This window comes from Photobacterium sp. R1 (assembly GCF_054600795.1).
This window is the reverse complement of record NZ_BAAHZP010000006.1, coordinates 247,811-273,294: the sequence shown is the minus strand read 5'-3', so window position 1 is coordinate 273,294 and position 25,484 is coordinate 247,811. Positions and strand designations below refer to the sequence as shown.

The 25,484-nt window shown below is 51.6% G+C and carries 23 protein-coding genes; 7 read left to right on the top strand and 16 right to left on the bottom strand.

Going from position 1 to position 25,484, the window contains the following annotated elements; genetic code table 11:
- Positions 1-57 precede the first annotated feature (57 nt).
- From kdsB to ACYP03_RS12495, 5 genes are all read right to left on the bottom strand, one after another.
- Entirely contained in the window at positions 58-804 is a 747-nt protein-coding gene (kdsB, locus tag ACYP03_RS12515) for a 3-deoxy-manno-octulosonate cytidylyltransferase (RefSeq protein ID WP_248140633.1), read from the bottom strand.
- Positions 804-983 carry a Trm112 family protein gene (locus tag ACYP03_RS12510; protein ID WP_248140634.1) on the bottom strand — a complete coding sequence of 60 codons (180 nt, stop codon included), beginning with the start codon at positions 981-983 and terminating at the stop codon, positions 804-806. Before ACYP03_RS12510 ends, kdsB begins: the two co-directional genes overlap by 1 nt.
- Entirely contained in the window at positions 964-1,977 is a 1,014-nt protein-coding gene (gene lpxK / locus ACYP03_RS12505; RefSeq protein ID WP_459780134.1) for a tetraacyldisaccharide 4'-kinase, read from the bottom strand. The genes ACYP03_RS12510 and lpxK overlap by 20 nt, the downstream gene beginning before the upstream one ends.
- Positions 1,978-1,988: 11 nt before the next feature.
- Complete coding sequence (msbA, locus tag ACYP03_RS12500) at positions 1,989-3,746, bottom strand: lipid A ABC transporter ATP-binding protein/permease MsbA (RefSeq protein WP_459780132.1); 1,758 nt, start codon at positions 3,744-3,746, stop codon at positions 1,989-1,991.
- Between the two features lie 130 nt (positions 3,747-3,876).
- A complete protein-coding gene (locus tag ACYP03_RS12495) occupies positions 3,877-6,171 on the bottom strand; it encodes a DNA internalization-related competence protein ComEC/Rec2 (protein ID WP_459780211.1) in 2,295 nt (764 codons plus the stop codon).
- 53 nt (positions 6,172-6,224) lie between these two features.
- On the opposite strand from ACYP03_RS12495, the gene ACYP03_RS12490 reads away from it, so the two are divergent.
- Positions 6,225-6,734, top strand: coding sequence for a DUF2062 domain-containing protein (locus ACYP03_RS12490; protein ID WP_330959258.1), 510 nt, complete (start codon positions 6,225-6,227; stop codon positions 6,732-6,734).
- Between the two features lie 153 nt (positions 6,735-6,887).
- On the opposite strand, the gene lolE is transcribed toward ACYP03_RS12490, so the two are convergent.
- Genes lolE through lolC form a run of 3 tightly spaced genes read right to left on the bottom strand, consistent with a single transcriptional unit; the run spans position 6,888 to position 10,019 of the window.
- Positions 6,888-8,132, bottom strand: coding sequence for a lipoprotein-releasing ABC transporter permease subunit LolE (gene lolE / locus ACYP03_RS12485; protein ID WP_459780209.1), 1,245 nt, complete (start codon positions 8,130-8,132; stop codon positions 6,888-6,890).
- Positions 8,129-8,818, bottom strand: coding sequence for a lipoprotein-releasing ABC transporter ATP-binding protein LolD (lolD, locus tag ACYP03_RS12480; protein WP_459780131.1), 690 nt, complete (start codon positions 8,816-8,818; stop codon positions 8,129-8,131). Before lolD ends, lolE begins: the two co-directional genes overlap by 4 nt.
- Positions 8,811-10,019 carry a lipoprotein-releasing ABC transporter permease subunit LolC gene (lolC, locus tag ACYP03_RS12475; protein ID WP_459780207.1) on the bottom strand — a complete coding sequence of 403 codons (1,209 nt, stop codon included), beginning with the start codon at positions 10,017-10,019 and terminating at the stop codon, positions 8,811-8,813. Before lolC ends, lolD begins: the two co-directional genes overlap by 8 nt.
- 188 nt (positions 10,020-10,207) lie before the next feature.
- Between lolC and ACYP03_RS12470 the strand changes: the two genes are divergently transcribed.
- The 5 genes from ACYP03_RS12470 to ACYP03_RS12450 are packed head-to-tail and all read left to right on the top strand — an operon-like array spanning position 10,208 to position 16,206.
- On the top strand, positions 10,208-10,783 hold the full coding sequence (locus ACYP03_RS12470) for a PilZ domain-containing protein (RefSeq protein ID WP_459780129.1): 576 nt from the start codon (positions 10,208-10,210) through the stop codon (positions 10,781-10,783).
- Between the two features lie 6 nt (positions 10,784-10,789).
- The gene (gene mfd / locus ACYP03_RS12465; RefSeq protein WP_459780127.1) at positions 10,790-14,245 is read left to right on the top strand and encodes a transcription-repair coupling factor; all 3,456 of its coding nucleotides are present in this window, start codon (positions 10,790-10,792) and stop codon (positions 14,243-14,245) included.
- Between the two features lie 28 nt (positions 14,246-14,273).
- Positions 14,274-15,074: a peptidoglycan binding protein CsiV gene (locus ACYP03_RS12460; protein ID WP_459780126.1), complete on the top strand. Its 801-nt coding sequence runs from the start codon at positions 14,274-14,276 to the stop codon at positions 15,072-15,074.
- 55 nt (positions 15,075-15,129) lie between these two features.
- Entirely contained in the window at positions 15,130-15,693 is a 564-nt protein-coding gene (locus tag ACYP03_RS12455; protein ID WP_459780124.1) for a GNAT family N-acetyltransferase, read from the top strand.
- Positions 15,694-15,732: 39 nt separating this feature from the next.
- Positions 15,733-16,206, top strand: coding sequence for an FKBP-type peptidyl-prolyl cis-trans isomerase (locus ACYP03_RS12450; RefSeq protein ID WP_459780122.1), 474 nt, complete (start codon positions 15,733-15,735; stop codon positions 16,204-16,206).
- 97 nt (positions 16,207-16,303) lie between these two features.
- Here the strand turns inward: ACYP03_RS12450 and ACYP03_RS12445 are convergent, their stop codons facing one another.
- From ACYP03_RS12445 to hinT, 8 genes are all read right to left on the bottom strand, one after another.
- Positions 16,304-17,593 (bottom strand): NAD(P)/FAD-dependent oxidoreductase, encoded by a 1,290-nt coding sequence (locus ACYP03_RS12445; protein ID WP_459780120.1) that lies wholly within the window; start codon positions 17,591-17,593, stop codon positions 16,304-16,306.
- Between the two features lie 133 nt (positions 17,594-17,726).
- A complete protein-coding gene (gene ycfP, locus ACYP03_RS12440; RefSeq protein ID WP_459780118.1) occupies positions 17,727-18,269 on the bottom strand; it encodes an alpha/beta hydrolase YcfP in 543 nt (180 codons plus the stop codon).
- Positions 18,270-18,377: 108 nt separating this feature from the next.
- Positions 18,378-19,232 (bottom strand): DUF6279 family lipoprotein, encoded by an 855-nt coding sequence (locus tag ACYP03_RS12435; protein WP_459780116.1) that lies wholly within the window; start codon positions 19,230-19,232, stop codon positions 18,378-18,380.
- 53 nt (positions 19,233-19,285) lie between these two features.
- Positions 19,286-20,137 (bottom strand): phosphotransferase, encoded by an 852-nt coding sequence (locus ACYP03_RS12430; protein WP_459780114.1) that lies wholly within the window; start codon positions 20,135-20,137, stop codon positions 19,286-19,288.
- Positions 20,138-20,728, bottom strand: a complete 591-nt coding sequence (gene lpoB / locus ACYP03_RS12425) for a penicillin-binding protein activator LpoB (RefSeq protein ID WP_330959250.1) — start codon at positions 20,726-20,728, stop codon at positions 20,138-20,140.
- A gap of 74 nt (positions 20,729-20,802) precedes the next feature.
- Positions 20,803-21,198 (bottom strand): YcfL family protein, encoded by a 396-nt coding sequence (locus ACYP03_RS12420; RefSeq protein ID WP_248140649.1) that lies wholly within the window; start codon positions 21,196-21,198, stop codon positions 20,803-20,805.
- Positions 21,198-22,595, bottom strand: a complete 1,398-nt coding sequence (locus ACYP03_RS12415; RefSeq protein ID WP_459780111.1) for a COG3014 family protein — start codon at positions 22,593-22,595, stop codon at positions 21,198-21,200. The genes ACYP03_RS12420 and ACYP03_RS12415 overlap by 1 nt, the downstream gene beginning before the upstream one ends.
- A 71-nt stretch (positions 22,596-22,666) precedes the next feature.
- Entirely contained in the window at positions 22,667-23,017 is a 351-nt protein-coding gene (gene hinT, locus ACYP03_RS12410) for a purine nucleoside phosphoramidase (RefSeq protein WP_248140651.1), read from the bottom strand.
- Positions 23,018-23,434: 417 nt separating this feature from the next.
- On the opposite strand from hinT, the gene ACYP03_RS12405 reads away from it, so the two are divergent.
- A complete protein-coding gene (locus ACYP03_RS12405) occupies positions 23,435-25,432 on the top strand; it encodes a methyl-accepting chemotaxis protein (RefSeq protein ID WP_459780109.1) in 1,998 nt (665 codons plus the stop codon).
- Positions 25,433-25,484: the final 52 nt, after the last annotated feature.

Below are 25,484 nucleotides of genomic sequence, written 5' to 3'. Positions count from 1 at the left end.
ATGAATGGTCAAGACGTGCAAAAAGCCGGTCTGATGACCGGCTGTTGAATGTCGTGTTTACTGAATCAGCAAACGGACTTTTTCCAGATCTTCCGGTGTGTCTACACCAGCTGGCGGCGGCTCAATCGCGACATCGACATGGATTTTCTCACCATGCCAGAGCACACGCAGTTGCTCCAGCGACTCGATCTTCTCGAGTGTGCTGGGCTCCCAATGGATGTAAGTGTTGATGAAACCCGCCCGGTAGGCATAAATCCCAATGTGACGCAGCAGGTTCTGATGAATCTCCTGCGGGCGTTTTGCGAAGTTATCGCGATCCCATGGAATCGATGCACGGCTGAAATAAAGCGCGTAACCATTTTTGTCCGTGACAACTTTCACCGCATTCGGGTTAAAGACTTCATCAGCATGGTCAATTTCAACGGCCAGTGTCGCCATCGGCGCGATACTGTGTGCAAGGTTATCCGCTACCTGACGAATAATACTCGGCGGAATTAAAGGCTCATCCCCCTGCACATTCACGACAATTTCATCTGCAGCGAGCTGATACTTTTCGACCACCTCGGCCAGACGCTCAGTCCCTGAATCATGATCAGCCCGCGTCATACAGACCTCGCCACCAAAGCCTTTCACAGTATCCGCAATACGCTGATCATCTGTTGCAACAATCACCTGTTTTGCGCCTGCTTTGCTGGCCTGCTCGTAGACCCATTGGATCATCGGCTTTCCGGCAATATCAGCCAACGGTTTACCCGGCAGACGTGACGATTGATAGCGAGCCGGAATAATGACCGTAAATGACATTACATCACCTCTTCCGCACTCAGAGTCCGTGCTTCTGGCTCCAGAAGAACCGGGATGCCGTCTTTGATCGGATAAGCCAGACGATCAAATTTGCAGATCAGCTCATGATTGTCTTTATCAAAGTGCAGTTTGCCTTTACATACCGGGCAAGCAACGATTTCAAGCAGACGATGATCCATATTCTTCCTTCACTTTTTTAATTTGATTCAACAATTCTGTCGACTCCGGTTCAGACAACCGGGCTCTGACAGGCAGATACCACCAGTTTGGCTGAGCGAAATCCTGACATTTCACCGCATCTTTTTCCGTCATAACCAGATGCTGGCCCAACTTCTCCAGCTCGCTCAATGCTTCAACTGTATACGGCTGATGATCCGGAAAAGACTGGCAATGGACAGGGGTCAGTCCTAATGCGTTCAGTGTAGCGAAAAAACGAGGCGGATGACCGATACCCGCCATTGCAACAACATCCTGCAAACGTTCTGCGGGGCGATGTTCCCCTGTCACGAGATTCACCATCATTTCGGGCTCCAGCTGCATACTGATTTCACCCGGCTTGGCATCTCCGCCGTTACAGATCAGGAAATCAACGTCCTTCAGTCTGTCACACGTTTCACGGAGCGGCCCCATTGGAATAAGCATTTCATTGCCAAAACGGCGCTTGCCGTCAATTACGACAATTTCGATGTCCCTGCTGAGAGCATAGTGCTGAAGACCGTCATCCGTGATAATCACATCGACCTCATTTTCCAGCATTTTGACCGCTTCAGATCGTTGAGGCGCCACCACGACCGGAGCGCCGGTACGACGCGCGATCAGCACAGGCTCATCACCGGCTTCAGCCGTGGTTGTCTGTGCGGTCAGCCGCAACGGATAATGTGCAGATTTACCACCATAGCCACGGGAGACCACGCCGACTTTCATGCCCTGAGCCTGAAGCTGCTCGACCAACCAAATCACCACCGGAGTCTTGCCATTACCTCCGGCGGTAATATTACCCACAACCACCACAGGTACACAGGCGCGGTAAGCCTGCTTCTTTCCGTTCTGATAAGCCTGCCGGCGGGACCGGCTCAGCCAGCCAAAGAGCTTGCTCAATGGCCAGAACACGGGTGCAAGCGCCCACCCGGCTGGGTGGCGCTCAAACCAGATTTTTTCGATCAGGTTCGCCATGAGGTGCCTGCTCAGTCGCCAAACTGAATGCGATGCAGCTGTGCATAGGCGCCGTCTTTTTCCAGCAACTGCGCATGCACACCGCGCTCAATGATTTCACCTTCATCCACCACCAGAATTTCATCAGCATTCTCGATCGTCGACAGACGGTGTGCAATCACCAGAACCGTTTTGTCTTTCTGCAGCTCATCCAGTGCCGCCTGAATCGCACGCTCAGATTCCGTATCCAGCGCCGAAGTTGCCTCATCCAGAATCAGAATAGGCGCATCACGCAGCAGTGCACGGGCAATGGCGATACGCTGACGCTGACCACCGGACAAGCTGACACCGTTTTCACCGATAACCGTATCCAGCCCCTGTTCCATGCCTTGAATGAAGTCCATGGCATAAGCCAGTTCAGCCGCTTTTTCAATATCTGCGCGGCTGTAACGATCGCCGCTGGCATATGCGATATTGTTGGCAATCGAGTCGTTAAACAGGTGGACATTCTGGGAGACAATCGCGACCTGATCACGCAGATTGGCCAGCTTGTATTCGTGAATATCACGGCCATCGATGGTAATAACACCGGAATCGATGTCATAGAAGCGTGTCAGCAGGTTAGCAATAGTACTTTTTCCTGAACCGGAGCGGCCGACCAGTGCCAGCGTTTTACCGGCAGGGAGATCAAAGCTGACCTGACGAAGTGCGGGTGTGTCTTTAGTCGGATAAGTGAAGGTCACGTCTTTGAAAGTGACATTCCCTTTCACACGTTCAGCAACGTATGTACCGTGATCTTTTTCAGTTTCCATTTCCATCAGGCCAAACAGGGTCTGACAGGCGGCCATACCACGCTGGAACTGAGACGTTACATTGGTCAGCGCTTTTAACGGACGCATCATGCCGAACATGGCGCCAAATACCAGCGCAAAGGTTCCCGGTGTCAGTTCGCTGCGCAGGCTTTCTGTATTAGCCAGCAGCAGCACAGCAACCAGAGCCATCGACGCAATAATCTGAATAACCGGGTTGGCGATCGCCTGCGCAGAAACCAACTTCATGGTTTGCTGACGCATACTGTTGCTGACTTTCTCAAAGCGGGATTGCTCAACCTGCTGACCACCGTAGCTCAGCACAACTTTGTGTCCTTTCAGCATCTGTTCGGCAGATGAAGTGACCGACCCCATGGTGTCCTGCATGTTTTTGGAAATGCGGCGAAAACGCTTGGAGACGATCCGGATACTGATGGCGACCACAGGCGCAATCACCAGTAAGATGGCGGAGAGTTGCCAGCTGTTCCAGAACATCATGGTCATTAAGGCAATGATGGTTGCCCCTTCACGGACCAGGCTGACCAGCGCGCCACTGGTTGCGGAAGCAACCTGCTCGCTGTCATAGGTAATGCGGGAAAGCAGCGCACCGGACGATTCCTTATCAAAAAAGCTGACCGGCATTTTCATGAAATGGTTAAACACCTGGCGACGCATATTCATCACCACATTGCCCGACACCCAGGACAGACAGTAAGTTGAAACAAAGCCGCTTAAGCCGCGAACCAACATCAACCCAAGAAGATAAAAAGGCATCATTGCCAGGAAATTGGATTCCACGCTGTTCAGACCGCCGAAACTTTCGTCCATCAACGGTTTGATCATCGACAGCATCAGTGCGTCACTGGCAGCATTGACAACCAGAGCGATAACGGCGGCAATCAGCCCCGTCTTATATAAACTGATAGAAGGCCAGAGTCGTTTAAACGTATCCCAAGTGGATTGATCGTTAACTTGTGTCATGTAAAACCGATTGTTATCTGTTAGTGGCGGCTATTCTACTCGTTAACTTGAAATGCACCAAGTCAGTTGCCAACGCCTGCAGGCGCCTCACGCCTGTTTTTACAGCGAATTGTAGATCATTCAGTCAATATCACGGTCTGAACAATGCCTGATACCAGTCCGTTCTGTGATCCTGCCGGTAACGTGTCACCGTGATCTCTCCCTTATGGATACGAAGACTGATTTGCCCGCTTTCCGACGTGTCCAGCCAGGTGATGCCATGCGAGCGATAACGCTCCCGGATCCGTACTGATGGTAAGGGCCAGGGGCTGTATTTCCCCGTTGAAACCAACGCGTAACGGGCTTGCAGCGATTGCAGCCAGGTCTGTGTAGACGAGGTATTACTGCCATGGTGTGGCACCAGTAAAATGTCTGCTTTCAGTTCAGGTTCGAGCCGGGCCAGCAAGAGTTCAGAAATGGCATCAATATCACCGGTTAACAGCAGGCTTGTCTGAGATTCAGGATTCAGCCGGGCATCACTGACCTGGATCACGCAGGAATGCGGGTTTGCTGCTCGCCCGACCCGCTTTGGCGGCCACAACACCTGAAAACTCAAATCCAGCCAGCGCCAGGCTTGCCCGCGGACACAGGGGGCAAAACCTTCACGCCTGTCGCTGCTTCGTTGCCAGTCAGGAGAAAGTCTTTCCAGCACATCTGCCGTGCCACCCGCATGGTCAGCATCCGCGTGACTGAGCATGAAACCATCGAGCCCGGTAATGCCCCACCGGTGCAATACTGGCTCTACCACGGAAAGCACCATGCTGCCTCCCAGCCAGTGGTTTCCGGTGTCATAAAGAACAGCCCGGCCATGTCGCTGAATGATGACGGCAAGACCATGTCCGACATCCAGCATATCGATTTGCCAGTCTTGTGGTGGGACGCGATAACTTTTATATCCGGTATAACTTCCCCACAGCACAATCGCCACACTCAGATGTAAGCCTGCGAACTGACGCCAGGGCAGAAACCATCCCATCGTCAGCAGGACGATCAGAATCAGCAAGCCCCAGAACAATCCATCAGAAAGCGGCAGCCAGGTCCCCGAAGTCAGAGTCGCGACGTTCATCACCGGGTGAAGTGACCCGTCTGCCATTTGCCAGAACATCCCTGAGATTGCCGGAAAGGCCAGCGTAACAACAGCCAGCAGGACCAAAGGCACAGTGATCAGGCTGACCCAGGGTACAGCCAGCAGATTGACGAGCGGCGCGACCGGCGAAATCCCACCAAACCATACCCATTGTAATGGCAGCATCAGCCCCAGTAACACCAGTTGCAGCAACATGTATACCCGGCAGTTTTCTCGCCAGGCAGCGACTCCAGAAACCGAGATCCCTTTTCTGCGCCGGATCCCCCCGACATTCGCCAGATAAAGCACCAGCACTGCGCCGAAGGACAGCCACAGACCAGCCGAATATGTTGCGAGGGGATTGAGGAAGAGACAAACAGTGAACACCAGCAGCCACACTCGCATGCCACTCCAGACCACTTCCAGCCGGATGAGCAATAAGCAGAGGGCGGACATCAGCAGCGCTCTTTGGGTCGGTATACTGAAACCGGCCAGCCAGGCATACCCCAAGGCGAGTAAGAGCGCCAGCCATAACGGCAACCAGTATGTCTCCTGAAGTTCCGGCAATGCGCCACGCACGCGGTTCCCGGCCCACCAGCCCCAGGCGACGACCAGTCCGATATGCAGCCCGGAAATTGCCATCAGATGTGCCAGCCCGCTGTCGCGGAGAATTGTCCAGTCCTGTTGATCCAGCCCTTGCCGTTCACCAAAACTCAGTGCCAGTAAATAGGCCTGATAAGGCAACATTTCTGTCTGCTTTATCGCCTGTTCGAACCAGGTCTGGCGAAGACTGGTCTCAGATACCCCGGACAACAGCTGACCGGACAACACGGTACCAATTCCGTGAATTCCGGTTCCGACGGCGTATCGTTCGGCATTAAATCCCGCCGCATTGACACGTCCGTTCGGACGGCGCACACGAATATTGAACTTCCAGCGCTGCCCTTGTCTGAATACAGGTGCGTTGGGCCATTCGAGTTGTAACTGTATCTTTTCTTTGCGCTGAAGATCGCGGTCAGACACAGTTTCAGTTAAGAAAATGAATTTCTTATCAAGAATATTATGATTTATTAGGCTACGAACTTCGCCAGTTATGGTAATATTTCCGCGCTCCAGCGGAAGACGGTTCACGGTCTGACTATAATCAGCTGCAATCAACCAAGCCCAGAGCCCACCCATCGCGAACGTCAAAATTATGACGGATCGCAAACACAGGTATATCGCTCCACCGATAATCATGGCTGTAATAAAGCAGATGTAATCTGGCAAGGATGGCCAGAAGTGAAGTGACAAAATCCCGAGAGATAAACCGGCAGTCATCTGGTACATCATGACAACCCGATGAATACAGCCAAAAGAAAAAACGACATACGATGCCAAAACAACTCATAAAACGCTTCATGCCCAGCCCGGAAATGATTAAAAGCCATAAAGCTTTGAAAGTGTTTGGTACTGTGCTGCATAACCCTAACCTGTGGTGTCTGAACCGCCGCTCTGCCTCAGGCGCATTTGCGGTTGGTCTGTTTATGGCTTATGTGCCTTTACCGAGCCAGATGATCATGGCTGCCGGTCTGGCCATACTATTCGGTGTCAACCTGCCGCTTTCCGTCTCCCTCGTTTGGATCACGAACCCCATTACCATGCCCGTCATGTTTTATGCGGCCTATAAACTCGGGGCGTGGTTAATGAATGTGCCTTATCAGCCGTTCCACTTCGAACTGTCCTGGGCCTTCCTGCAGGAGCAGATGAGTCAGATTGGCCCGCCATTTCTGCTGGGCTGCTTTGTTTGTGGCACGATCTGTGCGCTGGTTGGCTACTTTGGTATCCGGGGATTCTGGCGCTATTCTGTCGTACGCAGCTGGAACAAACGCCGTTTCCGTTAACCGCATTCTGCACCGATACAAAAAAACCTCGCAATGCGAGGTTTTTTATTGGAAATCGAACTGGAAGACACAGCACCATGCTTCCGGAGACATCAGACAATCTGTCTGGTTCCGCTCCGGGGCATATCACACATTTTGCACGTAAACCTTCAGTTATTTCGCACTCAGTACCTGTGCCGGTTGTAATGCACTGGCACGTCTGGCCGGATACCAGGTCGCCAACAGGCTCAGCAAAGTGGCCGTCGCCATGACCAGCACAACATCCTGCCATTCCAGCTGGGTCGGCAGAAAATTCACAAAGTAAATATCCCCGGACAGGAACTTGTGTCCGGTCAGACGTTCGACAAACTGAGCAATTGACGTCAGATTCAGCGCCACGGAAGCACCGAGCGCAGCGCCCAGCAAACTCCCCAGCAGGCCTGCAAGCAATCCGTGCCAGACAAAAATCATCCGCACCAGCCGATCGCCCGCGCCCATTGTGCGCAGAATCGCAATATCTGCCGCCCGGTCTTTCACGGCCATCATCAGAGTCGAGATGATATTGAAACAAGCGACACCGATCACCAGAACCATCACCAGATACATGATGGTACGGACCAGTTGAATATCCCGGTACAAATAACCGTATTTCTGAGTCCAGCTCTTCAGGTAGACATAAACAGGCAGGGTCATGCCGACCTCTTTGACAATGGCCGTAGCATCCAGCACCTGGTCGACATTAATCGCAATCCCCGAGATTCCCTCACCCATGGTCAGATAGTCCTGCGCATCTTTCAGCGGAACCAGAGCAAAGTTATGATCGATTTGCCCCCCCAGCGCCAGAACACCGGCCACCTGAAGCCGAATCCGCTTAGGCGCTTTAAGCTGCTGACCACCATCCCGGTTCGGCAACATGGCTGAAATCCAGTCTCCGACACCAATACCCAGTAAATCTGCAACGCCCTGTCCCAGAATAATCTGCTTCTGACCTGCTTTCAGATTCTGCCAGGCATTGTCCTTCACATAATTTGGCAGCGCACTGACCCGGGTTTCCAGCAGCGGATCAACGCCCCGGACTTCGACCGCTTTCAGCTGAGTCCCTTTCTCCAGCAACGCAGTAAACTGGACATAAGGCGCAGCCGCCTTCACCCGCTGATTCTGCTCAACCGTTTCCAGTACCGGTTTCCATTCGGTGAAAGGCGGGCGAACTGCTTCCAGTTCTCCGTGCGGAATCACAGCCAGCACCCGGTTTTGCAATTCCCGCTCAAAACCATTCATGGCTGACAGGCCGATAATAATGACCGCCACGCCCACCGCGATCCCCAAAATGGAGGAAATGGAGATAAATGACACCATCCGGTTGCGTTTTCTGGCCCGGCTGAAGCGACTGCCGATAAATAATGACAATGGACGCATCAGGCCACCTCAACCGCCGCCAGCTGACCATCCTGCATGTGGAGACAGCGATCCAGCTTTGATGCCAGTTCATTATCATGGGTCACCACCAGAAAAGCCGTTCCGGACTCCCGGTTCAACTTGCGCATCAGGTCATAAATCTCCAGTGCTGTTTTATGATCCAGATTTCCGGTCGGTTCATCGGCCAGTACCAGCGCGGGTTTATTCACCAGAGCACGGGCTATCGCCACACGCTGACGTTCACCGCCACTCAGTTCAGAAGGACGATGACTGTATCTGTGACTCAGACCGACCTGACCCAGGATGCTTCTGGCCTGCTCGATTGCCTTCACAGCCGAAACACCGCCAATCATCAATGGCATCGCGACGTTCTCTTCTGCCGTAAAGTCCGCAAGCAGATGATGGAACTGGTAAACAAAGCCAATATCCTGATTGCGGATTTTCGCCTGTTTATTCGCACTCATACTGTTGAGTTTCTGGCCTTTGAAAAACACATCCCCTTTCGTTGGCGCATCCAGCGCTCCCAACAGGTGCAACAAGGTACTTTTACCGGAACCGGACGAACCGACAATCGCCACCAGTTCCCCGGCATTGATTTCCAGGCTGATATCATTCAGTACCTGGGTTTCCAGTTGGGCTTCCCGGTACACCTTGAAGAGGTTTCGGCATACCAACAATGAATTACTCATAACGCAAGGCCTCTGCAGGACGGACGGAAGCCGCCCGGTAAGAAGGAAATAAGGTTGCTAATAAACTCAGGCTGATTGCGCCAAGAATGACTGTTGCGACCTGTAACGGCTTCACCTCAACCGGCAAAGCGCCGCCCAGATTGACCAGGTTGATCCCCAGCAGCGACATCAGGGGGTTAATATTCAAAGCGAGGATGGTCCCGAGAATGCCGCCGGCTAATGCCCCAATCACCCCACTGCTGGCGCCCTGAACCATAAAAGTCAGCAGAATCTGACGGCTGGTCATGCCCTGAGTTTTCAGAATTGCCACTTCAGCCTGTTTTTCCATCACAACCATGATCAGGGCGGAAATGATATTAAACGCGGCCACACCAACCACCAGTCCCAGCATCAGGCCCATCATGTTCTTTTCCATTTTGACCGCCTGAAACAGCTCGCCTCGCTGCTCCCGCCAGTCAGACCACTGCCAGTTGTCCGGCAACGGCATTTGAGAAAGCTGCGTGACACTGAATGGATCCTCAAGGAACAGGCGCCAGCCTGAAAACTCACCGGGTTTATAACGCAGCAATCGGCCGGCATCTTCAATATTGGTCAGCACCAGTGACTTATCAACATCCGATCCGGTGAAGTAAATCCCGGCAACGATGAAATTACGCTGGCTGGGAATGCGGCCGAGCGGCGTGTAAACACTGACACTCGTGACCATCAGACGAACTTTGTCGCCAACTCTGACACCCAGTTGCTGTGCCATACCATTCCCCAGAATCACCCGGTAGCTGCCGGGTGTCAGGTCGCTGACAGCGCCCTGCACCATATGCGCAGCCAGCGGCTCAAAACCATCCGGCGTGACACCCAGCATAGAGCCCGCCGCAAGGGCATTCGGGCTTTGCAGCACCGCTTCCGCACGGGTCAATGGCGCAACCTGATTCACCTGAGGGATTGCAGAAAGTGCTGCCGGTGGCTGCTCGGGTTGTGTAAAGCGGCCATCGGGATGTGAGATCAGCGCCTGAGGCAACACACCTAAGATCCGATCTTTGAGCTGCTGCTCAAATCCGTTCATGACAGAGATCACAATCACCAGCGCCAGCACACCAATGGTAATGCCTGCGGTAGACATGCCGGAAACAAAGCGGCTGAACCGATCGCCGGAACGGCCTTTCAGATATCGAAGCCCAATAAATACGGGCAATGGATGAAACATCATTCGGTCTGGAACCATCCTGTTAACAGTGTTCAAAAGGATACCTTCTGACAAACGGGATTACCACGAAGTGGTGTAAAAGAAATGAAAAAAGAGTGGCTAAAAATCAAGCTCTTGATGCCTCCGGCTTGCCCGCCAGCCTGTGCTAAGTGATAATCGAAGCATCTGCATGAAAACACGAGTAACACATGAATCAGGACGAGTACTTTTCAGTCCATGCCGGGCTTACCATTAATGTTGAACCTTTGCCGGTACAATTTGAACTGCCCGACGATCTGACGTTTATCCGCGAAATCCCGCCGCTATTTCGTGTTGCGAGTGAATGCAGCGAACTGGAGCACAATGCTGAAAAGGTTCTGCAGCAGGAAAGTAAAAACATGAACCGCACCCTGCTGGATTATCTGGCAACCCAGAATCATAAAATCAACCTGCTCCTGTCGTTTGTGCTAGCTCAGCAGGATGATCCGGCATTTCGCCAGATCACACAAACTTTTGGCGCCAGTCAGCTGACCTATATTTCCGGGCAGCCACTGAACGCCGGCAGCCCGGTCCGTTTGAAACTCTTTCTTGAAAATCCGCCTGCTGCCGTGTATTGCTATGCCAGTGTACAAAACTGCCAGCCAGTCGGGGATGATCGCTTTGAAGTTACCCTGCATTACACCCGACTGCAGGAAGAAGACAGGGATCTGCTTATCCGTGCGGCGTTACACATTCAGCAGAAACTGCTGAGGCAACGCGCGATGCAACGAAACGATAACCAATAATTTGTCATGACAATACAGACTTTATTTTCGCTTCCGGTACCAACCAAAGCCGGCGATAAACGATTCGTCGGTCAGGTTTCCGGAGCTGCGCTGGCGATTGCCATTGCCGAGCTGGCCAAGAGTCATCAGGGGCCGGTTCTGGCGGTCGTGCCGGACACTCAGACCGCGCTTCGCCTGCAGCCGGAAGTGAGCCAGTTTACCCAAGTCGAGGTCAATGTGTTTCCGGACTGGGAAACCCTGCCCTACGACAGTTTTTCACCGCATCAGGACATCATCTCCGACCGGCTGGCGCGCCTGTATCAGTTGCCTACCCTGAATGAAGGCATCCTGCTGGTTCCCGTCAGTACCCTGCTGCAACGACTCACACCGCGCACTTTTCTGCATCAACATGCCTTGCTGGTCAGCAAGGGCGATCGTCTGTCACTGGAGAAACTGCGCCTTCAGCTGGAAGCCGCCGGTTATCGCCATGTCGATCAGGTGATGGAACATGGTGAGTATGCCAGCCGTGGTTCACTGCTCGATTTATTCCCGATGGGGAATAACGAGCCGTACCGGATTGATTTCTTTGATGATGAAGTGGATTCCATCCGCCAGTTCGATCCGGAGTCCCAGCGTTCGACCGGCGAAATCGGCAACATTCATCTGCTGCCTGCCCATGAATTTCCAACCGATGAAGTGGCAGTAGAAAACTTCCGGATGCGCTGGCGCGAGCGCTTTGAAGCACGCCGGGAACCAGAGTCAATTTATCAGCAGGTCAGTAAACGGACCTGGCCTGCCGGGATCGAATACTGGCAACCTCTGTTTTTTGAGCAAACAGACACCCTGTTTGACTACCTGCCGGCAGACACCCTGCTGCTCACCATTGGCGAATTGGAACAGGCCGCCGAACATTTTCTGAGTGATGCAGATTACCGCTATCAGGAACGCCGCGTCGATCCGTTGCGCCCGTTACTTGAACCGAAAGAGCTCTGGCTGTCGGCAAGCGACATGTTCTCTGGCTTCAAAACACTGCCGCAGGTCAGACTGAGCAAAGCGCCGGAAGAAGAAAAAGCCGGTCGATTCAACCCGGCAATCACACCGGTGCCGCCTCTGACGATCAACCATCAGCTCAAAGAACCGATGTCTGCCCTGCGCAAGTTTCAGGAAAGCTTCACCGGCAAAATCATATTCTCGGTTGCCAGTGAAGGGCGCCGCGAAGCCCTGCTCGATCTGCTGGCACGGATCAAATTACGGCCAATGGTTTGCCAGAGTCTGGAAGAAGCGATGGCTGCTGCCAGTCCCTGCACCCTGGTGATCGGAGCTGCGGAACAAGGATTTATTCTTGAAGATCCGCAGCTGGCCTTTATCTGTGAAAGCGATTTGCTGGGTGAACGCGTCATTCAGCGTCGCCGGCGTGAAGAAAAGCGGACCGTCAGCTCCGATACCATTATTCGCAATCTGGCGGAACTGAAAATCGGCCAGCCTGTCGTCCATCTGGATCACGGCATTGGCCGCTATCAGGGACTGCAGACCCTGGAAGCCGGCGGCCTGACGACTGAATACGTCACACTTGAATATCAGGGCGGCGCCAAACTCTATGTGCCGGTTGCCTCACTACACCTGATCAGCCGCTATTCAGGCGGCGCCGAAGAAGCAGCCCCGATTCATAAGCTGGGCGGGGAAGCCTGGCAGAAAGCCCGGAAGAGAGCCGCTGAAAAAGTCCGGGATGTGGCCGCCGAGCTGCTGGATGTCTACGCGAAACGTGAGCTTAAACCGGGTTTCAAATTCAAACTCGATCGTGAGGCTTACGCCGATTTCTGCACCGGTTTCCCGTTTGAGGAGACCCACGATCAGGCACTGGCAATCAACGCGGTGCTGTCTGATATGTGCCAGGCGAAAGCGATGGATCGGCTGGTGTGCGGTGACGTGGGCTTTGGTAAAACCGAAGTCGCCATGCGTGCCGCTTTTGTTGCCGTCGATAACAGCAAGCAAGTGACTGTGCTGGTCCCGACAACTCTGCTCGCTCAGCAGCACTTCGAGAACTTCCGCGATCGTTTTGCCAACACACCGGTCCGGGTTGAAGTCCTGTCCCGTTTCAAAACGGCCAAAGAGCAAAAGGTCATTCTGGAAGACGTCAAAGAAGGCAAGGTCGATATTCTGATTGGCACCCACAAGCTGCTCAATGCCGAGGTCAAATATCATGATCTTGGCCTGCTGATTGTCGATGAAGAACACCGATTTGGGGTTCGCCAGAAAGAGAAACTGAAATCGCTGCGCGCAGATGTCGATATCCTGACTCTGACCGCAACCCCGATTCCGCGAACCCTGAATATGGCGATGAGCGGGATGCGGGATCTGTCGATCATTGCCACTCCGCCGGCACGCCGACTGGCGATCAAGACCTTCGTCCGTGAGCGGGAAGATCTGATTATCCGGGAAGCGGTGCTGCGTGAAATCATGCGTGGCGGTCAGGTGTATTTCCTGCACAATGACGTCGAAAGCATCGAAAAAGCGGCCCAGGAACTGGCAACGCTGATCCCGGAAGCCCGGATTACCACAGCACACGGTCAGATGCGTGAGCGCGATCTGGAAAGGATCATGAGCGACTTTTACCACCAGCGTTTCAATCTGCTGGTGTGTACAACCATCATCGAAACCGGTATCGACGTTCCGACAGCCAATACCATCGTCATCAACAGAGCTGATCATCTGGGACTGGCGCAGTTACACCAGTTACGCGGACGGGTCGGTCGTTCCCATCACCAGGCTTACGCCTATCTGCTGACGCCACATCCGAAACGCATGACCAAAGATGCCGTCAAACGTCTGGAAGCGATTGCGTCACTGGAAGATCTGGGAGCGGGCTTTACGCTGGCAACACACGACCTCGAAATTCGGGGAGCAGGTGAACTGCTGGGTGACGAACAATCCGGCCAGATCCAGTCTGTCGGTTTTACGCTGTTTATGGAAATGCTGGAACAGGCCGTTGAGTCACTCAAAGCAGGAAAAGAACCATCGCTGGATGATCTGCTGCGTGAACAGACCGAGGTCGAGCTGCGTTTGCCAGCCTTGCTCCCGGAAGACTACATTCCGGATATCAACACCCGGCTGTCGCTTTACAAACGCATCGCCAGTGCCGGCAATGAAGAGTCGCTGGATGAACTGAAAGTGGAGCTGATTGATCGCTTTGGTCTGCTGCCGGATGCCACAACGAATCTGCTCACCCTGAATAAGCTGAAACTGAAAGCGGCCAGCCTGGGCCTGCGACGGATTGAAGCCGGCGAAAAAGGCGGTTATTTCGAATTTACCGAAAATGCCGCCATAGACCCCGGTTTTCTTGTGAGTCTGTTACAATCAAACCCACAACAATTCCGGATGGATGGCCCGACCAAACTGAAGGTCACAGCGCCGCTGACGGATCGCCGGGAACGCATCAAGTATGTTGACGGCTTCCTAACACAATTAGCTGAAAACACCCTATAATGGCTGCATACCAGTGCGGAGTATTATCTTGAAAAATCTGATTTATTTACTGCTGCTTGTCATCAGTTTGCCAAGTTTCGCAGAGCGCCAGTTTGACATTGAGATCATCATTTTCAAACGCAATGTGAATCCGGATCAAACCGGTGAATCCTGGCCAGACCAACCCGCACCCCTGGATTATTCCGGAACGGTGCAACTGAGCGGCTCACCACAGCTGTCGAACCGCGGCATTACCATGATGCCTGCCAGCCAGTTTCAGCTGAACAGCCAATTCCAGCGTCTGAAAGACCATGCCGGTTTTACGCCGCTCGCACATTTTGGCTGGCGCCAGGGTGACCTGAGTAAAGCACAGGCACCAACCTTCCATTTGGTTGCAGGCCGTGACTTTTCTGACCAGTATCTGGCAGATGGCTCATCCAAAGCGGAAGCAGCTGCACAAGCAATGGCTGCACCGCCGAGCTTTGAACTTTCAGAAGACGCAGCTCAGGCAGCCCCTGCTGTGCAGCCAAACACTCCGCTTTATGAGCTGGAAGGTAAAATTCAGGTCTATGTGAACCATTACCTGTTCACCAATGCACAGCTGGACTTGCGTGAATCTGGCCGCCGTGAAGTGGTTGTAGGCACCGAACCCCTGGATGACCTTTCCACCGCGCTGAGTGACAATGTTCAGTTTGGTCAGTTACAGGAAGTGAAGAAGAAAATTGAGGTGGAAGAGTTCCTCAAAACTTTCCGATTTGATCAACAGCGTCAGATGCGCAGTGGTGAAACTCACTATCTGGATCACCCGCTCATGGGGATGGTCGTACAAATCCGACGTCTTGATTCATAACGCATTAACGGGGCCGTCACTGGCCCCGTTTTTGATCGACTGGGCAGATACTCAGATGAAACTGGATTATGTTTTAACCACTCCCCGTCTCTACCTCCGCCCATACAAAATGGTCGATCTGGCTGACAATCTGGCTGCAGTCCTGGAATCGCAATCTGATCTGGCCCCCTGGGTTGAGTGGTGTCATCCCCACTATAGCCAGCAGGATGCTCACGCCTGGATATCAGCCTCCCAAATGAACTGGAAACTGGAAAACGGTTACGAACTGGCTATTTTCACACGCCGTGATGACCAATTTCTGGGTACCGTTTGTCTCAATAACCTGTCCAGGCTGACAAACTCAGCCGAATTAGGCTATTGGATTCGCAGCAGTTGCCACCGGCAGGGATATGCCTGCGAAGCTATTTTGTCTCTGGCACGTTTCGCCTTTGAAACGTTAGCGCTCACCCGGCTGGAAATTGTCGTCCATATCGGGAATCATGCCAGTCAGAAAACCGCTGAACGGTGTGGCGCACGGTTTGAGTCTTTAAGCCGGAATCGCATATTCACGCACGATCAACCGAAGGACGGCATGGTTTATTCGCTCATTCCGCAAGATATCACCAGGTTTTTAGGCTAAACTTCTCCTCAGCAGACTTAACAAAAGGTAGGAAAATCAGTGTCTAAAATTATCATTGCTGTCATTCTCATTGGCTTACTCGTTTTCTTCTTCCAACGCAGCCAAAGTAACAAGCAACAGGCACAGCAAAATATTGAGGAAGGCAAAGCCTTTCTAGATGCCAACAAAAATCAGGAAGGGATCAAAACAACCAGTTCCGGACTGCAGTACATGGTGCTGAAAACCGGCACAGGCACAGTGCATCCGAAAGCTTCAGATCAAGTCACCGTGCACTACCACGGTACTTTAATCGACGGCACAGTATTTGACAGTTCAATTGAGCGTGGCGAACCCATTGCATTCAGTCTGAATCAAGTCATCCGGGGCTGGACAGAAGGATTACAACTGATGGTTGAAGGGGAAAAGGTAAGACTCTTTATTCCTGCCGATCTTGCCTACGGGAACCGCAGTATGGGAAAAATTGGCCCGGGCTCGGTGCTGATCTTTGATGTTGAACTTCTGAAAATCAACTAAATAGGTTGGAAATCCCCAAAAAGAAAACCGCCTGAACGCAGGCGGTTTTTTTCGGTCATCAGCCAGGGAGTTTCCCCTACCATGACCAGGCACGACATTAATGCAGCTTCAGGTTCGGGCGCAGTACGCGGTTGATCCGTCCGACCAGCATCATCAGACTGGTCTTAAAGAAGCCGTGCAACGCAATATGGTGCATCCTGTACAGTGAAATATACATGACACGTGCAATCCGCCCTTCAATCATCATCGAGCCTTTCGTCAGATTCCCCATCAGGCTCCCGACAGTAGAAAAACGACTCAGTGAAACCAGTGAGCCGTGATCCACAAACACATAAGGCTTCTGTTGACGGTCTGTCAGCTTCGCCACAATGTTTGAGAAACATCGACTGGCCATCTGATGGGCCGACTGGGCGCGCGGCGGAACCAGCGTGCCGTCTTTCTGAGTACATGCAGCCAGGTCACCAATGACATAAATATCATCATCACGTGTGGTTTGTAGTGTATCTTTCACCACCAACTGGTTGATCCGGTTCGTCTCCAGTCCGGCGATATCTTTCATGAAATCAGGTGCTTTGATACCAGCCGCCCAGACCATCAATTGAGCCGGAATATGCTCACCGTCTTTGGTGGTCAAACCGGTTTCATCAGCCTTGGTCACCATGGTTGCCGTGTGAACATTAACCCCGAGTTTGGTTAGTTCACTGTGCGCAGCTGAAGAGATCCGTGGCGGCAATGCCGGAAGAATTCGCTCCCCCGCTTCAACCAGATTGACGTTCAGGCGTGAACTGTCCAGATCACCAAAGCCGTACAGACGTAATTCTTTGACCGCATTGTGTAATTCAGCCGACAGCTCTACACCGGTCGCACCAGCGCCAACAATGGCAATATCAACCGTTTTCTGTTCTTTATTAGCATGCAGTTTCAGGAACTGGTTGTTCATTTCCGTTCTGAACTTACTCGCCTGCTCCGGGCTGTCGAGGAAGATACAGTGTTCACGAACTCCAGGCGTGTTGAAGTCATTGCACTTTGATCCAATCGCCAGCACCAGAATATCGTATTCCAGTTCACGTTCCGGGATCAGCAGATCGCCATGCTCGTCATTCAGTGCATTTAACTGAATGACTTTCCGATCCCGGTCGATATCTTTGAGCGCACCCAGCTGAAAATCAAAATGATGATTTTTGGCATGCGCCCGGTAACTCAGCGCATCCACCCCTTCATCAAGCGAGCCTGTTGCGACCTCGTGCAGCAGGGGTTTCCACAGATGACTGCTGTTTTTATCGACAAGGGTAACGTTTGCCTTGCCCTTACGGCCAAGTGTCCGCCCAAGTTTTGTGACCAACTCAAGGCCACCAGCACCGCCTCCAACTACGATGATTCTAGTCACAGTCTTTTCCTCTAGTTTTTATAAATCTTGCACAAACCGACAGGGCAAAAGCCCTGCCAGGTATAAATTCTGACTGACGTAGAGTTTGACCAGGTGATGACTGTCATTCACCTGCAGAGGGAGAGGCATATACTCAATTTTTTGCTTTAAACTGCTTTATTGTTTGTAAGTGCTGGGAGATTTTTTTGAATTTATGCGTTTGGGTCTCATCCCAGATGACTTGGTAATATGCGTCCAATGTTCTGCTTGTTGATAGATTATCTAACACTTCATCTTCAGTTGAAAGTATGCAGAGACACTTACCGGCATTTTTTTCCCGAAAATCAGCCACACATTTTGTTGCGATATCCGAGTACTCTTCAGGACGATCAATTTTACCTTGCATAATTGTTTCAGGATGTAAATTCGGATTAAAGATCACTTGCTTAATACCGCAAAGAAATCCGATACGCTCGGCCCAGTAGCCGCCCAGTCCCACCCCACAGATTAAAGGGGAAAGATCATCGCTGGCAGAAATCTGCTTATCCACCTCTTTCAGCAAGTGCTGCATATCATGTTTGGGGTGAAACGTACTGTAAGTCACAGCTCTGACGTCGGGATCAATAAACTGCAGCTGAAGTACTTTTTCATGATTGCCGGGGCTGGTTGAATCAAATCCATGCAGATAAATAATCACTGATGCCTCCAATGTATATCCGGATTAATTTTGTGGATATTTACTATACGCAACATCCCTGCGTCCCCACAATCTCAAAATGGATATCCATTGAGCCAAATCATCAGATCACTGCTGAATCAGCACGGCAATGTCCTTGCGGATGACGGTCAGCTTATCAATGAAGTGCTGACGTTGTTTCTGAGAAAGGCTTTGATTCAGCCGGGTCATGACAGCAAACCGGCGTTGCAGATATTGATCCAGCTGAGGCTGAACCGGCGCATAACGAAAGGCAACAATATCTTTGAGCAGCCGCTCAAGTTGCGCTTCAAACTCAGGACGATGACGCTTCTCCATCAATGCCAGCCACTGCTGATACAACCCCTCGCGGGTCGAGAAAAAAACCGGTTCAATCTCCAGCTGATACTGAGCCAGCTCCGAAATCATGGTCTTTTGCTCTTCAGTTAAAGAGCCTACCCATTCCCGGCTGATTTTCTCAAACCGGGCTTGATATCGCTTGAGCTTCTCTTGCTTGCTCAGTTTGTCCCGGTCTTGACGCAACTGGTCCAGATCTTTGTTGACCCTGGTATTTATCTGTTCAACCTGAATATTGCTGAGATAACGAAGCAGATTGGTCACCGGTGGGGTAAAAACCGCAATCGTCTGCTCACCAAGCGCAGTAAAACTGTGGTGATACCCCTGAATTTGAGCTGTCGTCATCGGTCGCTGCAAATCCTGCTGCAATTTCAGAATATGCTGATGCAACCGGGGCAGTTCCTGCGCCCGATGGATGGCCTGAGCCTGCCGGAGTTCACCGATAAAACGCGCTTCTTGAGCAGAAGTCAGACTGACATAATCATCCAGATACCAGGGAACCCAGTAATCCATCGTGTTATAGGCAAGCCGGGCAGTACAACCCGTGAAGAGAATCAGTGTCAGAAAAAGGAAAAGCAGCCTTTGCCGGCAGTTTCGGATCACAGCCACTTTCCCTCCTTGAGCAGATTACACTGCCCGGTTAACTGGCTGGCCATGGCTCATCAGTGCGTCAGCTTTGCAAACAAAGCTTCTGCTTCAAGACGATAGGATGGATCCTGCCACAGATTTGCGCCAGCATAATACCAAAGCATAGCCAAGAAATCGCACCACGGAAGCCATTGCAAAACAGCTTCTGAGACAACCTCGGCGTCATACCTCATTTCCCGGGCATAGGTATTTACAGCCTGCTGAACGTTCAGAGAATTTGCCTGAATTGTCAGCGAGAGATCCAGCATCGGATCACCGGCAGCCGCATATTCCCAGTCAATTACCCGGATTCGGCCATCGGACTGCCGGATCAGATTGTAGTAACCCAAATCATGGTGACAGCAAGTATCCGCATACCGACTTCGAGGGATCTGCCGGAAAAATTTGGCGCAAACACGCTCTAATCCGTCGTGCCTGTCGTCAGGATGCACAGATTTCAGATATTGTTCTGCCCGCTGCCTGACCTCAAGCCGCCATTCCGGAACGGGTAAGCGATGCACCTGCGTCTGAACCGTGATCAGCTCATTCAGTGAAGGGGGTTGTTCGAAAGTTTCGCCTTCAAGCCAGGCGACCAGAATCCCCTCTCCTGTTCTAGCGACAGGCGCAGGAGACAAACCGATATGCTGAATTGCCGTAAGAATTTGATATTCGTGGTCACGGTTCACCCCAAAAGCAAGGCTTGCCGGACTGACGGGGCGCCAGACGGCTGAGGTGGTACTTTTACCGTCGGAAGGAGATGAGACAGGTTTTAATGTCAGTTGCCAGCAACGATTACTCAGCCCGCCCCCTAAGGGACGGGCCTGGATCACATCAAACCCTGCAATACGGGAGAACGGAAGTGCTCCCTTTGCGGAAAGTGATGGCACTTACCAGCCCAGCAGGCGCTTTGCTTCCTGCTTACGGATTTCAGTTTCGTCTGCCCACTCGATGAGTCCTGTTTCCAGATCCATCAGTCGCATGGTCATCTTGTAGTACACATCTTTATCGCTGCCCGCCTGTTTGACGATACTGGACAGGTTGCCGTACATCATGTACTGAGCACCCACCATTTTTCCGAACTGAATGGCTGTGCTCTGGTTCACCAGCTCATCGTTATTCTGGAAATTCAGCTGCTTACGAACTGACTCAACACGCGTCATATCGACAAAACGGAAACGACCTGAGTTCAGCAGCTTCGTACTGATAGAGTCCGTCACAGACTCAGTATCAATGTGCTCACTGGTTTTATTCTTGATGCTTTCGACAAAGATGATCGGACGCTTGCCAGCAGTAATAGCCGCCACAGAGCCAGACGACAGCATGCTGTCTGTCATATCTTCTGCAATTTTTTGTAAATCGCTTGAGCCGAAATCAACCGTTGTGGTTTCAACTGCCTGAGCATCCCCGTAAGAAACCTGCTTCGCACAGCCGCCCATCAGTGCAGCAACACCCATTAAAGCAATGACGCGTTTTTTCATTTCTAACCCTTTATCGGTTTAATCTTGTTTTTTGAATGCTGTGCCGGCTAAAAAGCCGACCCAATCCAGAATGCTTACCAAGTAGTCGTGGCTTCACGAATGTAAATACGGTAGTTTTCCGCTTCAGGTTTTTTCGCCATGGCTTTAATCGTCATGGTGTCCTTACCGTGCAGAACAAACTGACGCCACGGACTGTCGCTACCGCCGATTTCCAGTCCTTTTGCATCATACCAGTAGAAACGGTATTGCAGCTTAATGTCACCATCAACTTTACTGACTACCGGCACGCCAGCCTGTAATAAACCGTTTTGCCGCGTCACATCAGCTTTTTCGATGCCTACTTTGTTCGCCAGCTGAGGGTTCGCAATGACAACACTCTGATTACTGCTGTCGATGCTGATCCCTGATGTTGTCGTCCGGGCACATGCCGTCATCATCAGCGCCAAGCAAATCGCTATCACATATTTCATCAGTTTCCTCCTAATAGCACGGACCAACCGTCCATTGTCTCTCCCTGACGGGATACCCAAACCAAGGTTGTTCGGCCTTGTTTCACCTCTGCATCAACCGAATGCCCTTGCCAGTGAATCTGGTGAGTCCCCGGACGCAAATCGTCCTGATAGAGGGTCACCTTTGCAGGCAGAGTCTGCCAGCTTCTGGTATCAGGTTGTTCAGTCAATGTGTTGAATATATTGGCCAGCAAATTACCGACATCATTGCCATTTTGAGCCGCAGCCTGCCGCAGCTGCTCTTTTGCAATCACTCTCAAGACCTGCCGTAAAACTCTCGCCGGCATGCTTTCGCTCAGGCTTTGCTTTGCCATTTGCGTCACATCAGTCAACGACGATGCATTGACTGCCTGCTCACCAATGCTGAGCTGTCCCGGCAAAATCACTGGCCGCGGCGGATAATAAGGCAGCGCCAGATTATGCAGCACGTTCTGACCGTTGTCGTTATACACCCAGTACGGTGTACGTCGGCCTTCCGGCGCTTGCACGACCCCTTGCTCATCTAAAATAATCAGGCGACCAGTTCCGGATTCCGGTGATTTCAGGGCGCCGTATTTTTTAGCCAGCAACTGCTGATCATTTTTCATGCCCAGCCTTACAGCCAGCCGCTGAACGGTTCGGGCCACATACAGGTTATCCGGTGCAACAGCCAAAGCGCGTTTGTAATCGATATAGGCGTCATTCAGATTCGCATCAGCTTCAAACAACACACCGGAGAGATAGAACAGATAGCCATTCTGTACCGCTGCCAATTTGTTCCCTGCACCAGGGTAGTTTGATAAAACGGCACCAATATTGTCGGAAAGCCCTTCATCTTTCATCTGGGTTTCTGCGGCCTGCAGCTCAGATTCACGCAGTTTCTTTGCGGTCTCCTGAACCATGTTTGCACGTCGCATTTCGACCAGCGCACCTTCCAGGTCATGTTTCTGAATGTAGTTCAGAGCCAGATATAAATGCAAAAAACCCAGTTCATAATCAGAGGCTTGGTAGGTGATCATATTGTCATTCGTGAACAATGACCCAGCCTGATTCAACCCTTCCGAGATCTGAATCTGTGCAGCGTCCTGCTGTAGCTTCACAGCATGATCTGCATACTGAAAAGCCGATAAACTGTCCGGGTAGTCCCTTGTGAGAAAGTTCAGTCGCCCGCGTTCCATTCCATCCAGGATAGGACCAGCAGGTTCTTCAGGCAGCGCCTCCAGCGCCGTCTGGTATTGCCCACTAACCAACGCATGCCTGCTGGCAGTTGTGCTGGCACTGTAATGGCTGAACAGACTGTGTCCCGATAAATTGGTACAGCCGGCAAGAACAGAAGCGCAAAAATAGATAATCGGTGTACGCAGGAAATTCTTTTTCATTCGATCCTGTCTGTCATCTGGCAGTCGTCATACTTTATATGTGACGACTGCCAAGGAGATTTCTTTAACGATTAACCAACCAGCATCGGTCCGAGCGGGCGACCACCTAAAAGGTGCATATGAACGTGATAGACTTCCTGCCCGCCAAACGGATTGCAGTTCACGATCAGCCGGTAACCGTCTTCGGCAATCCCTTCCGCCTCAGCCAGCTTGCGCGCTACCGTAAACAGACGTCCCATGGTTGCTTCATCATCGGCTTCAACATGGTTCACAGTCGGAATCAATTTGTTTGGAATGATCAGAATATGACTGGGTGCACGTGGATTAATATCGCGGAATGCAGTGACCAGATCATCCTGATACACAACATCAGCCGGAATTTCCTTACGAATAATTTTGCTGAAGATAGTTTCTTCTGCCATGGCTAGCTCCATTTTCTCATTTCTTACCATCACCGAGTATGCTCGACTCCTGTCGATGGCGCAATATTGAACACCGTTTTAAACACTTTTTCCAGCATTTATTTTCAGTCGATTCAAGTTTTTGCTACCCCTGGCAAAGTATGTGTAGATAACATTTGTTTATCTTTAAAACACTCATTAGCGCAAGCAAGGAGACCGAACCCATGAACGTCAGAAATCTGACTGTCCATAACAAAACCGGATGATATTTTGATGACATGGTCACGGCTTTCACATGACTTATTTTACGTCGTGAAGCAAACGTTGTATGACATCACATGACAATAACAAATTGATAAAAAAGAAAGGCTAAGCCACCAAAGTTTAAATGGACAGATTTTGCCGATTTCGGCACATGCTGTTTAGGGACGATAAGCAATGAAGAAACAAACCTCTGTTATCAGGCGCATGTATGCGGGTTTTGCCGTCATGATTGCTCTGTTCGCAATGACCAGTACGCTCACCCTGATGGAAACCAAAAACATTTATGGTCATCTTGAGACCGTCAATACAGAATCCTTGCCTCTGGTCACTGTGTCGAGCCAGGCCAATGTCGAGCTCCTGACTGCGGATAAAGTCTTTAAAGACTTCCTGACCAGCAATAATCAGACGCAGATGAAGCACGACAAAGCCCAGTTTACCGAAGCCTTTGAACAGTTTCGTCGAACGCTAGAACAATTGGTCGAAACAGCGCAGGATGACCCCGCACTAAGCAACCAGCTTGATGCGCTGAATGCCCTCGAAGATCGTTATTTTGCGCAGGCTCAGGCTGCCATGAGCAACTACCGGGAGCAACTGGCTGCAAATGAAGCGCGACAGCAATCCATCCGCCGGTTTCAGCAATTGCACCGCGATCTGAATGTCCGCATGAAAGATGTGATTGCGGATCGCAGCCGGGTGTCCGAGCTGATGCTGGCCAAAAGTTACTTTGACAAGCTCAGTCAGACAGAAGCCATTACTTCAGACGCCCTGGCTTCTTCTGATGTCGATAAAATCAACGAAGCAATCAAAAACAACAAACGACTGGTGAGTCACCTCAAGAATTCTTACCGGACGTTGAGCAGTATGATCCCGGATCTGAAGCGTACTTTTGATTCGCCCATCGAAGAATATAATCAGGATATCGGCCAGCCGGGCGGTGTGCTGAACGTTCACTTCAACTACATTCAGGCCCAGGAACGTCTGTATGCCAACATCAGTCAGCTGACTGCTGAAATCAACAACGCAAATTCGCTGCTGGCCAGCTTCCGGACTCAGGCTCGCGCAGATATGGATCGTGCTATCGAACAAGCGGGCGAATCTTATCAGTCCGGTGTGACACATACGATTCTACTGGGTTGTCTGACTGCCCTGCTCGCTGTGATCATCGGCTGGTTCCTGGCACGAAATGTCCGCCAGCCACTGGCTTCAACACTGCAAACACTGGAAGCTCTGACTGCAGGCGACATGACACAGCGCATCACGAACAACAAATTTGCGGAATTCAGCCAGCTCAGTCACCACATCAACACCCTGGCCGATCACTTACAGCAGTTGCTGCGCCAGCTTAGTGATGCATCTGGGGAGCTGACCAAGGTTGCAGCACAAAACCAGTCGACGACCACAGATGCCAAAAACCGCCTGCACGAACAGCGTCAGCAAACAGCATCTGTTGCCACGGCAATGACAGAGATGGAACACTCCGTGTCTCATGTCACCCAAAGCGCTCAGCATACACTGGATAAGGTCAAGAACGTTGAATCGGCTGCAGCCACGGGCCGCGATGTCATGGGCCGCAATATTTCGACAACGCATCAACTGTCGGAACAACTCGACGAGTCCGTACAAGCCGTTACCCAGCTGCAGCAAATGAGCAGTAATATCGGCAGTATTCTGGACGTCATTCGCAATATTGCGGATCAGACCAACTTGCTGGCATTAAACGCTGCCATTGAAGCTGCTCGCGCCGGAGATCAGGGACGCGGGTTTGCCGTGGTTGCTGATGAAGTCAGAATTCTGGCCCAGCGCACTACAGATTCGACCGGCGAAATTGAGTCGATGATCCAGGAGCTGCAATCCAGTGCCAGTCAGGGTGTCCGGGTGATTGAAAGCTGCGTGCAGGAAATGGAAAACAGTGTCAGTCAGACCTCGGAAGCCAGCAGCGCCATGGAAGAGATTGAGGCCATTATCATTGAGATCAGTGATATGAGCAGCCAGATTGTGCAGGCAACGGAAGAACAGCGTAGTACTACCGCCAGCATTGCCCGCAGCCTGGAAGACATCAGTGAAATTGCTGATGCCAATCTGGCATCCATGGAAAGCGTCACCAGTGCCAGCCTGAAGCTGGATCAGCAAGCCAAAGAACAGAACGAACTGGTGCGACGATTTAAATTATAGTGTTACCAACTGTCCAATGGCCGGATGATTATCCGGCCTGTTTATCATTTAA

What these genes read in the sequence shown, in the direction of transcription:
- kdsB (WP_248140633.1), bottom strand. Translation starts at nt 804, where the DNA reads ATGTCATTTACGGTCATTATTCCGGCTCGCTATCAATCGTCACGTCTG.
- ACYP03_RS12510 (WP_248140634.1), bottom strand. Translation starts at nt 983, where the DNA reads ATGGATCATCGTCTGCTTGAAATCGTTGCTTGCCCGGTATGTAAAGGC.
- lpxK (WP_459780134.1), bottom strand. Translation starts at nt 1,977, where the DNA reads ATGGCGAACCTGATCGAAAAAATCTGGTTTGAGCGCCACCCAGCCGGG.
- msbA (WP_459780132.1), bottom strand. Translation starts at nt 3,746, where the DNA reads ATGACACAAGTTAACGATCAATCCACTTGGGATACGTTTAAACGACTC.
- ACYP03_RS12495 (WP_459780211.1), bottom strand. Translation starts at nt 6,171, where the DNA reads ATGACTGCCGGTTTATCTCTCGGGATTTTGTCACTTCACTTCTGGCCA.
- ACYP03_RS12490 (WP_330959258.1), top strand. Translation starts at nt 6,225, where the DNA reads ATGCCAAAACAACTCATAAAACGCTTCATGCCCAGCCCGGAAATGATT.
- lolD (WP_459780131.1), bottom strand. Translation starts at nt 8,818, where the DNA reads ATGAGTAATTCATTGTTGGTATGCCGAAACCTCTTCAAGGTGTACCGG.
- lolC (WP_459780207.1), bottom strand. Translation starts at nt 10,019, where the DNA reads ATGTTTCATCCATTGCCCGTATTTATTGGGCTTCGATATCTGAAAGGC.
- ACYP03_RS12470 (WP_459780129.1), top strand. Translation starts at nt 10,208, where the DNA reads ATGAATCAGGACGAGTACTTTTCAGTCCATGCCGGGCTTACCATTAAT.
- mfd (WP_459780127.1), top strand. Translation starts at nt 10,790, where the DNA reads ATGACAATACAGACTTTATTTTCGCTTCCGGTACCAACCAAAGCCGGC.
- ACYP03_RS12455 (WP_459780124.1), top strand. Translation starts at nt 15,130, where the DNA reads ATGAAACTGGATTATGTTTTAACCACTCCCCGTCTCTACCTCCGCCCA.
- lpoB (WP_330959250.1), bottom strand. Translation starts at nt 20,728, where the DNA reads ATGAAAAAACGCGTCATTGCTTTAATGGGTGTTGCTGCACTGATGGGC.
- ACYP03_RS12420 (WP_248140649.1), bottom strand. Translation starts at nt 21,198, where the DNA reads ATGAAATATGTGATAGCGATTTGCTTGGCGCTGATGATGACGGCATGT.
- ACYP03_RS12415 (WP_459780111.1), bottom strand. Translation starts at nt 22,595, where the DNA reads ATGAAAAAGAATTTCCTGCGTACACCGATTATCTATTTTTGCGCTTCT.
- hinT (WP_248140651.1), bottom strand. Translation starts at nt 23,017, where the DNA reads ATGGCAGAAGAAACTATCTTCAGCAAAATTATTCGTAAGGAAATTCCG.
- ACYP03_RS12405 (WP_459780109.1), top strand. Translation starts at nt 23,435, where the DNA reads ATGAAGAAACAAACCTCTGTTATCAGGCGCATGTATGCGGGTTTTGCC.